At 64.2% G+C, this 8999-nt stretch carries 10 protein-coding genes; 6 read left to right on the forward strand and 4 right to left on the reverse strand.

What is annotated here, in order from left to right; translation table 11 throughout:
- The 3 genes from ACXJL8_RS25475 to ACXJL8_RS25485 all read left to right on the forward strand — a co-directional run.
- A partial coding sequence (locus ACXJL8_RS25475) for a hypothetical protein (protein ID WP_456685793.1) occupies positions 1–561 on the forward strand: 561 nt, incomplete at its 5' end.
- Between the two features lie 229 nt (positions 562–790).
- On the forward strand, positions 791–1360 hold the full coding sequence (locus ACXJL8_RS25480) for a cysteine hydrolase family protein (protein WP_456685794.1): 570 nt from the start codon (positions 791–793) through the stop codon (positions 1358–1360).
- Positions 1361–1530: 170 nt separating this feature from the next.
- Positions 1531–1857, forward strand: a complete 327-nt coding sequence (locus ACXJL8_RS25485; protein WP_456620512.1) for a hypothetical protein — start codon at positions 1531–1533, stop codon at positions 1855–1857.
- Positions 1858–1943: 86 nt separating this feature from the next.
- Here the strand turns inward: ACXJL8_RS25485 and ACXJL8_RS25490 are convergent, their stop codons facing one another.
- The 4 genes from ACXJL8_RS25490 to ACXJL8_RS25505 form a co-directional block, all read right to left on the reverse strand.
- On the reverse strand, positions 1944–3215 hold the full coding sequence (locus tag ACXJL8_RS25490) for a flavin monoamine oxidase family protein (protein WP_456685795.1): 1272 nt from the start codon (positions 3213–3215) through the stop codon (positions 1944–1946).
- Between the two features lie 9 nt (positions 3216–3224).
- Entirely contained in the window at positions 3225–3932 is a 708-nt protein-coding gene (locus ACXJL8_RS25495; RefSeq protein WP_456620514.1) for a RibD family protein, read from the reverse strand.
- A 22-nt stretch (positions 3933–3954) separates the two neighbouring features.
- Positions 3955–4629: an FABP family protein gene (locus ACXJL8_RS25500; RefSeq protein ID WP_456685796.1), complete on the reverse strand. Its 675-nt coding sequence runs from the start codon at positions 4627–4629 to the stop codon at positions 3955–3957.
- 167 nt (positions 4630–4796) lie between these two features.
- Entirely contained in the window at positions 4797–5372 is a 576-nt protein-coding gene (locus ACXJL8_RS25505) for a hypothetical protein (RefSeq protein ID WP_456685797.1), read from the reverse strand.
- Positions 5373–5812: 440 nt separating this feature from the next.
- Here ACXJL8_RS25505 and ACXJL8_RS25510 point away from each other — a divergent pair, with 440 nt between their 5' ends.
- The 3 genes from ACXJL8_RS25510 to ACXJL8_RS25520 all read left to right on the forward strand — a co-directional run.
- On the forward strand, positions 5813–6952 hold the full coding sequence (locus ACXJL8_RS25510) for a TRAP transporter substrate-binding protein (RefSeq protein WP_456685799.1): 1140 nt from the start codon (positions 5813–5815) through the stop codon (positions 6950–6952).
- A 92-nt stretch (positions 6953–7044) separates the two neighbouring features.
- Complete coding sequence (locus tag ACXJL8_RS25515; RefSeq protein ID WP_456620516.1) at positions 7045–7713, forward strand: TRAP transporter small permease subunit; 669 nt, start codon at positions 7045–7047, stop codon at positions 7711–7713.
- A partial coding sequence (locus tag ACXJL8_RS25520; protein ID WP_456685798.1) for a TRAP transporter large permease subunit occupies positions 7710–8999 on the forward strand: 1290 nt, incomplete at its 3' end. The genes ACXJL8_RS25515 and ACXJL8_RS25520, both read left to right, overlap by 4 nt.

Genomic DNA, 8999 nt, shown 5'->3' on the forward strand with positions numbered 1-8999 from the left:
GTTCTGGCCGCGACCCTCATGGTCTTCGCAAGCCCTTGTTTTGCTGAGTCTTCCACCCCCATCCCGGTCAACAATCCGCCCCTGCAGCAGCAGAACTTCATCGACCTGCTGGCGCTGATGTCGGGCCATTGCAAGACACTGAAGGTCGCCGGGCGCACCTTCGCCTGCAAGACGGTGGCCTACGCCCATGGCGACAAGGGCCGGGTCAATTTCGCGGTCGCCGTCGACGACCCCAGCGATGAGAACCACGTGGTGTCGTTCTCCGGCGAGAACGGCAAGCGGGCCGACGACAATTCCTACGAGCTGCCGATCGACCGTATGCTGCTCAATTCCAAGGACCGGCCGAAGGTCGACGGCCTGCCGGTACCGGCCGAGCAGACCTCCACCGGGACCTGCCGCCAGACCGGCAATTTCGCCGCCAAGCAGGTCTCCGACGTCACCTGCTCGGCGACCGACAGCGAGGGCCGCAGATACGAGCTGCTGTTCGTCTCGGACGGCAGGCCGGTGAGCGTGCGCCGCATCCGCCAATCCGCGCCGTCGATCCAGGATCCGTTCAAGTAGGGATCAGTTGCCGCGCAATATTCCGGATGGAGCTTTCTGCGTAGGGTGGGTTAGCCGAAGGCGTAACCCACCACGTCTATCTACGCGGAGACGAAAGAGGTGGGTTACGCTTCGCTAACCCACCCTACGCACTATTGCTTGCTTCGTCTCGAAACGAGGGAAGTTCGGCGTTGCCTGCGCAAGCCGGCACCTCGCATACTCGGCTCGACACATCGGAAAGCCGCTCTCCATGACCAGCCCTCTGCCTGCCCTCATCGTCGTCGATGTCCAGCGCGCGTTCGACCAATGGGAGGCGGCGGGAAAGCGGCGCAACAATCCGGACGCGGTCGCGCGCATCGTTGATCTCCTGACGGCGTTCAGGGCGAGCGGCGCACCGGTCTTCCACATCCGCCACGAGGGCACCAAGCCGACCTCGTCATTTCTGCCGACGAGCTCCGGCCACGCCGTCAAGGACGAGGCGCGCGAACAGCGAGGGGAGCCCGTGATCGTGAAGCGCGTCAACAGCGCCTTCATCGGCACCGACCTGGAGGACAGGCTGCGCGCGGCCGGCATCGGCACGCTGGTGATCTGCGGCGCCACCACCAACCATTGCGTCGAGACGACGACGCGGATGGCCGGCAATCTCGGCTTCGACGCAAGGCTCGTGCGCGACGCGACCTGGACGTTCGATCGCGTCGGCCCCGATGGCGATGTGCATTYGGCCGAGGCGATCCATGCGATGACGCTGTCGAATCTCAACGGCGAGTTCGCCCGCATCGTCAGCACGGATGATGTGATCGCTGCGCTCGCAGCGGCGTAACAGCAAGGCGATTGCATGGCGATCACGGCGTCATGCGACAATAAATCGCGCGACCTTCGATCCTTCACGCGTGAATCGGAACTACGTCTGCGTCGTTTCGACGCCCGCACTGGCCGGAACGCGCCGCACGCCCATGTGTTGTCACTCGACATCTCAACTGGAGTGATGACATGAAGTATCTCTTTGTCGCGATCGCTGTCGGTGCTGCGGCGTTGACCGGCGGATCCGCGGCATATGCGGCTGGCGGTGGAAACGTAAAGCAGAACGCGCAGGCCGGCCAATCGACCGACATCAGCGCGCAGCACAGACACCACCATCATGGCTACCGCCATCATCACTGGCGCCATCATGGCCACGGCTACTATCGTCCGCACTACCGGAGCTACGGCTATTACCCGCGGCACCACGGCTATTATGGCGGCGGACCGTACGGATATTACGGCGGCGGCGGTCCCGGCGTGACGTTGGGCTTCGGCAGTGGCGGCTACCGCTACTAAAACAAAAGGCCCGCAAGCGCGCGGGCCTTTCTGCTGATCGTCATGGCCGGGCGTGTCCCGGCCATCCATGTTCTTGATGTAAGCCGTCATTCCCGCAAAATCATGCCCGCCGTCTCCAGGCCGCTCGCAAGCGCAGCCTCGACCGTGCCCATGTCGCGGCCGCGATAGAGTGCTTCTCCCGAGAACAGGATCGGACCGTCGGCGCGCGCCAGGATCGCCTGCGCGGCGCGCGTCTGCGGCGTCGCCCAGGAATAGGCGCCGCGGGCGAAACGGTCGTGGGCCCAATTCGTGGCGGCGGCCGCCACGACATCGCGTGCGAGATCGTCGCGCGACAGGCCGAACATTGCGGCAAGCGAGCCAATCCCGGCCTCGATCAGCGCCTGCGAATCGAGGCCGGAGAGTCCTGCCGTTCTTGGACCTCCGAACCAGCCGGTGAGCACGGGATGCTCCGAGGGACGTTGCGTCCACCACACCGGGATCGTCTGGTCCGACAGCAGGAAGGTCATGTCCGCGAGATCATCCCTGCCGTCACGCCACCAGGGCCGCTCGAAGCGCAGCAGGATCTTGATGACATTGCCGAAGCCGATGTCATCTGCGGCAGCCGCCTTCGCGCGCGCAGCTTGCGGCAGTGCGATCTCGCGCAACAGCGGCAGCGGCACGGTGAGGATCACGCGATCGCATCCATGCACGTCACCGCCGGCGCAGCGGATGGTCACCGCGCCGCTGCTCTCCTCGATCGCCGACACCACGCAACCAAGGCGGATCGCAACGCCATGCCTGCGGCACTCCTTCACCAGGAGGTCGATGAGCGCACCATAGCCGCCGGCGATGCGCGCCTGCCCGGCGTGTCCGCCATCCATCCATTCCTCGCGCAGCGCCAGCGTCGAGGCGCGCTCGGGGTCGGCGGCGTCGTAGCCTTCAACCATGCGCTCGATCGAATGCCGCATCCGCGCATATGCGTCGCCGGCAAAATGGCGGCGCAGGAAATCGGCGACGGTGAGGTCGTGCTTCAGCCCGTTCAGCGCGGCTTGAAGCACGGCCTCATGCGGCTCGTGGCGATCCTCGCGCGACAGTTTTGTGCCATCAAAGCTCCATTGCGCGCCCTCGATCACCTGCAACGACAGTCCCGCTTCTCGCAGCAGGCCGCGCGTGACCGGCGCCTCGCCATGGACGAATTCGGCGCCGCCATCGGCCGGGTAGGCGAACTGCGACGCGGGCAATGGATGGATGCGCCCGCCGCAGCGGTCGCGCGCCTCCAGGATGGTGACGCGCCGGCCCGCACGCGCAAGCTCGCGCGCGGCCATCAAGCCGGCCGCGCCGGCGCCGACAATGACGATGTGCTCTGACTTGTCCGACATGCCGGCGCTTTATCTGCCCGCGCCTTGCGGCTCGTTCTGGATCAGATAGCGCAGCAGCAAAACACCGCCGCCGAGCGGCCGCGTGCTCTCCAGCGTCATCGCGGTGAGCGGAGCGCGCCGGTCGCTGTCGGCCTCCGTCGAGTCGAACACGAAGGGAGCGCCGCTTGCGCCATCCACCGCGGGGCTGAGGATCAGATTGAATTCGTCGATCAGACCGGCGCGCAGGAACGCGCCATTGGCGACGCCGCCGCCCTCCACCAGCAGGCGCTTCACGCCGAGCTCGCGATCGAGGATATCAAGCGTCAGCGCCAGATCGATCTCGGACTTGCCGGCGAAGATGTAGGACACGCCCTCGCCGCGCAGCCCCGCCAGGTGCGAATCCGGCACGCTGTCGGTCAGCACCACGACGATCGGATCGCCGCCGATGTCCGATCGGCCCCAGCCGATCTTGCCGTGCGCATCGAGCACGACGCCATAGGTGTCCGCATCGCGCCGCGCGAACCAGTTGTCGCGCGGAAACGTCGCGGTCGTCGCGGGATAGGGCTTGCCCTTGGCGAATTCCGAGCCGGTGACACGGCCGATCACCCAGGCATCCCCCTCGAGCTCCTCATGGATCTTCTCGAACCAGTCCACGCCCGCACCCTTCGGCCGCCAGCGGCTGGGATGGGTGCGGCCGTCCAGGCTGGAGTGCATCAGGCAGATGACGTAGGGTTTCATGCAAATTCTCCGTACCTGCGCCTCAGGTCGCCGGCCCTTTGCCCTTTCCACCGTCTTTGGCGCGATCGTTCACGATCACCGCAAGCGGATTGAGTTTGGGCGGCGCGACGAGCTTGAGCGTGTTGCTGTCGTGATGATTGAAAGGCGCGCCGCGCACGAACAGCTCGGTCTGGATCAGATAGCTCCAGCTTCCATCATCGTTGAAGGTGATGTCGCAGCGGTAAGAATCGGTGCGGAAGGCTTGTTCCAGAAAATCGGTCGAGCAGATCCCGTAAGCGGTGTCGCCGCGCTTCGCCGTGACCGCGATTGTCTTGTCATCCGGCGCGGCCTTGCCCGACGCCAGCAGCACCTGCCCGCGCGGGATCGCCAGCGTCTGCATGATCAGCCCGGTCGCGGGCTCCCACAGCCAGTAGCCGACCTGGTCGTGGAAGGTGATGTCCTCCTCGGGCGTGTTGATGTGGATGTGATAGCGCAGCCCATAGAGCAGCTGCGKCCCGTTGGCCTGCGGATCGATCGGGTCCATCCGGATATGCTCGATGAAGGTCCGCCGCTCCGGCCCCTCCGCCTTCGGGTTGATGTCGATGCCCTTGTCCGCCTGCCACACGCCGGCGAGCCGGCGCAGCGGCCCGAGATTGGCGAGGCCGTCGGGGGAGACGTCGTCGGGCTCGGTGAAGATGTCGGCGGGAATGGGGAGCATGGGGGCCTCGCGGGGATGTGGAGGCCAGCCATATCACGAGAACCACGTAGCCCGCATGAGCGAAGCGACATGCGGGATGGGCGTTAACCGCAAGCCCCGGATGTCGCCTTGCAAATCCGGGCCAGGCCCGCCGGGGCGGGCCTCGCCTCCTCCAGCCGCGGCCTCCGTTACTTCAACGCCAGGCTGCTGCAATACGCCGAGGTTTCACCGGATCGCCAGCCGGTGATCCGCCCGGCCTCCTTGCACTCGTCGTAGGTCTTGTAGTTGCCGACGTTTCGGCACGTGAACGAATACACGCCGCCCGAAGCATTGCAGCCAACCCAGGGCTTATCGCCCGTCTTGAAGCTCGATTGGCAGCCGCCGACGCAGCTGCCCGTGGCGGCGGCAAGCTTGGCAAGCTTCGCGGCGTCTGACTTCGGCGACGCCGACGCCGTCGAGATGGTTGGCGATGACCGGTCGGACGCGCTGCTGCGGGCCACCGCGTGCTGTGTCGGCTTGTGAGGCCTCGCCGCCTGCTTCGGCGCGTCGACCACGACGCCGGGAAGCTGGGTGCCGGCGCCGCCCGAGGGTGTCGGTTGCGACATGGCCGCGCCGCTCAGGCCACAGAGTGCAGTCGACGAGATCGCAACAACCAGACCAGCAACGAAGCACGACGAATATCTCATGGCCTTGCCCTTCCAGATGTGGGGACAGTCAATTCCGTCCCGGAACGGAAGGATATCACGGTCCGACGTGAGTTGCACCACGGCCTCCCGGCAACCGGACAGCGGCCGGCGACGGATTGCGCCTTCCGGCACCTCACATCCGCCGCGCCGTGACGACCGGCAATCCGTTCGACATGAAGACGGTGGAAGCCACGACATTCGCCGCGACAGTGGAGACCCTGACGGCCCGGCGTCGTCCTGGCCGACGAGGATTCGAAGATCGTTCACACCATCGCCAGAGCCGCAGCGATGCTCGCAGCCGGCGACCCGATCGCGGTGCGACATGGCCGGATCGCCGTTCAAACCGCGACGACCACGAGCACATTGATCCTTGTGCGGCGCGTCATTACCGCAATCCGCGTCGTAGCGTCGCATCATCCCGAACATTTCTTGCCAATCCCCTGCGCAAGTCTTTGACTTCTCCCAATAAAAAAGGGGCTGATCCGCAAGGGATCACTATCCCAAGGGAGGAGGAAACTATGACCAAATCATACAAGAGAAGTACGTCCAGCCGCCGCCGCTTTCTCAAGTTCGCTGCTGCGGGGGCCGCCGCGACGGTAGCCGCGCCGACGATCGTTAGCGCGCAGGGCCCAATGAGTATGCGCTTTCAGAGCACATGGCCGTCGAAGGATATCTTCCACGAATACGCGCTCGACTACGCCAAGACGGTCAACGACATGACCGGCGGCGACCTCAAGATCGAGGTGCTTCCCGCCGGCGCCGTGGTGCCCGCGTTCGGGCTGATCGATGCGGTGTCGAAAGGCACGCTCGACGGCGGCCACGGCGTGCTGGTCTACCACTACGGCAAGCAGAACGCGCTGGCGTTGTGGGGCTCGGGTCCGGGCTACGCCATGGACGCCAACATGCTGCTCGCCTGGCACAGGTGGGGCGGCGGCAAGGAGMTTCTCGCCAAACTGTATGCATCGGTCGGCCTGAACGTCGTGTCGTTCCCGTACGGACCGATGGCGACGCAGCCGCTCGGGTGGTTCAAGAAACCGGTCGCCAGCGTCGACGATCTCAAGGGCCTCAAATACCGCACCGTCGGCATCTCCATCGACATGTTCACCGCCATGGGCGCCGCGGTCAACGCGCTGCCGGGCGGCGAAATCGTGTCGGCGATGGATCGCGGCCTGCTCGACGCAGCCGAGTTCAACAACGCCTCGTCGGACCGCCTGCTTGGCTTCGCCGACGTCTCCAAGGTCTGCATGCTGCAGAGCTACCACCAGAACGCCGAGCAGCTCGAAATCACCTTCAACAAGACCAAGTACGACGCGCTGCCGGACAAGATGAAGGCGATCATTGCCAATGCGGTGAGCGCCGCTTCGCAAGAGATGCAATGGAAGGCGATCGACCGTTATTCGCAGGACTACATCGAGCTGCAGACCAAGGACAAGGTGAAGTTCTACAAGACGCCGGACTCCATTCTCAAGGCGCAGCTCGAGATCTACGACGAAATCGTCAAGAAGAAGTCGGCGGAAAATCCGCTGTTCAAGGAAATCGTCGAATCGCAGATCGCGTTTGCCAGGCGGGCGACGCAATGGGAGCAGGACACCGTAGTCGACCGCAAGATGGCGTTCGATTACTACTTCGGGCCAAAAGKGACCGCGAAGAAGTCCTGACGACATATTGAATCGGCGAGGCACCGTTCGGGACGGCGACCGGATGGTGCTTTGTCATTTCATTCTTTCCTCGGATTAATCGGCGGCGACCAATGACCGTCCAGAAATTTTTGCTTGTCATTGACGAAATCAGCACGTGGTGCGGCAAGGCCGCGGCCTGGTTGATCATATTGCTGATGACTGTCGTCTGCATCGAAGTGTTCAAGCGCTACATCATGAACATGCCGACGGCGTGGATCTTTGACCTTGAGAACATGCTGTACGGAAGCGCGTTCATGCTGTGCGGCGCCTACACGCTGGCGCAGAACGCCCATGTCCGCGGCGACTTCCTCTACAGCTCGATGCGGCCGCGCATGCAGGCGTCGCTGGACATCGTGCTCTATGCGGTTTTCTTTATCCCGGGCATCGCCGCCCTCATCTACGCGGGCTTTGACTACGCTTCCGACTCGTGGCGGATCGCGGAGCATTCGAACGTGACGGCAGATGGGCCGCCGGTTTATCACTTCAAATCCGTGATCCCCATCGCCGGTGCGCTGGTGATGCTGCAAGGCGTCGCCGAGATCGTGCGTTGCGTCGTCTGCCTGCGGACCGGCGAATGGCCCAGCCGGCTGAGGGACGTCGCCGAGATCGACGTCATCGAGCAGCAGCTCGCCCACAGCGAATATGTCGACGAGGAATCGCGCAAGATCGCCATCGAGCGGGCGCATGAAATCGACGAGAGTGCGCGCCAGCGCGGTATGGGCGGGGACGTGAACACATGAGCGATCCGGCACTCGGGCTCCTGATGCTCACGCTCATCGTGGTTGTGATCATGATGGGCTTCCCGACAGCGTTCACGCTGATGGGCCTCGGCATATTTTTTGGCTACATCGCGTTCTACGACCCGACGCATTCGTGGGCCGACAACCGCGTGTTCGATTTGATGGTTGAGCGCACCTACGGCGCCATGACCAACGACGTCCTGATCTCCATCCCGCTGTTCGTGCTGATGGGCTACGTGATGGAGCGCGGCGCGCTGGTCGACAGGATGTTCTATTCGATCCAGCTCGCGTTCCGCCGCGTGCCGGCTTCGCTTGCGGTCGCGACCCTGATCGTCTGCACGTTTTGGGGGATCGCGAGCGGCCTTGTCGGCGCGGTGGTGGTGCTGATGGGCGTCATCGCATTCAATCCCATGCTCAAGGCGGGGTACGACGTGAAGCTCGCCGCCGGCGTCATCACGGCCGGCGGCACGCTCGGCATCCTGATTCCGCCGTCGGTCATGATCATCGTCTATGCCGCGGTCGCCGGTCAGTCGATCGTCAAGCTGTACGCGGCGGCGATGTTCCCGGGCTTCTTTCTGTCGTTCCTGTATCTCATTTACATAGTCGCCTGGGCGATGATCAGTCCGAAGATCGCCCCGCCATTGCCGGAGGACCAAACCAAGGTTCCGGTGCCGGCGTGGCTGTCGAAGTTCGAGGACACCTATCGCTCGCAAACGATCCTGGTCTCGCTGATCAAGGGGCTGATCTCGCCGACGCAGGCAAGGCGGATCGACGCGGAAGGCCGTCCCGTCAGCTACTGGATGCTGCTCTCAAACCTCGGTTACGCGCTGGTGCCGTTTACGATCGTCGCCGGCACGATGGCCACCATCTGGTGGTACGTGGTTATTCACCAGCAGGCTGCCGTCGAACTTCCGGTAACCGGCGTGCAGCAATTGGGCACGCCAGAGCTGGTTACGCACGAGGCCACGCCCGCTGAACTGGGGCCGGGGCTCCAATTCCACCTCTGGTTCTGGGGCATCGCGGCTGTTTGCGCGCTGTTGCAGGTTCGTTACTACTGGAGGTTCGACGCCGAGCGGCTCTCGGTTGTGAAACTGCTGACCTCGTCGACCATGCCGCTCGGCATTCTCACCGTCGTCGTGCTCGCCGTCATCCTGTTCGGAATCTGCACCGCGACCGAGTCCGCCGCCGTTGGCGCCTTTGGCGCATTCTTGCTGGCGCTGCAAGCCCGCACGCTCGACTGGAAGCGTACCAAGGAAGCGGTGTTCCTGACCGCGAAGACCACCGCG

It is taken from the genome of Bradyrhizobium sp. P5_C11_2, assembly GCF_054049755.1.

Coding starts and splice junctions, on each gene's coding strand:
- ACXJL8_RS25490 (WP_456685795.1), bottom strand. CDS start 3,215: ATGTCGGACAAGTCAGAGCACATCGTCATTGTCGGCGCCGGCGCGGCC.
- ACXJL8_RS25485 (WP_456620512.1), top strand. CDS start 1,531: ATGAAGTATCTCTTTGTCGCGATCGCTGTCGGTGCTGCGGCGTTGACC.
- ACXJL8_RS25495 (WP_456620514.1), bottom strand. CDS start 3,932: ATGAAACCCTACGTCATCTGCCTGATGCACTCCAGCCTGGACGGCCGC.
- ACXJL8_RS25515 (WP_456620516.1), top strand. CDS start 7,045: ATGACCGTCCAGAAATTTTTGCTTGTCATTGACGAAATCAGCACGTGG.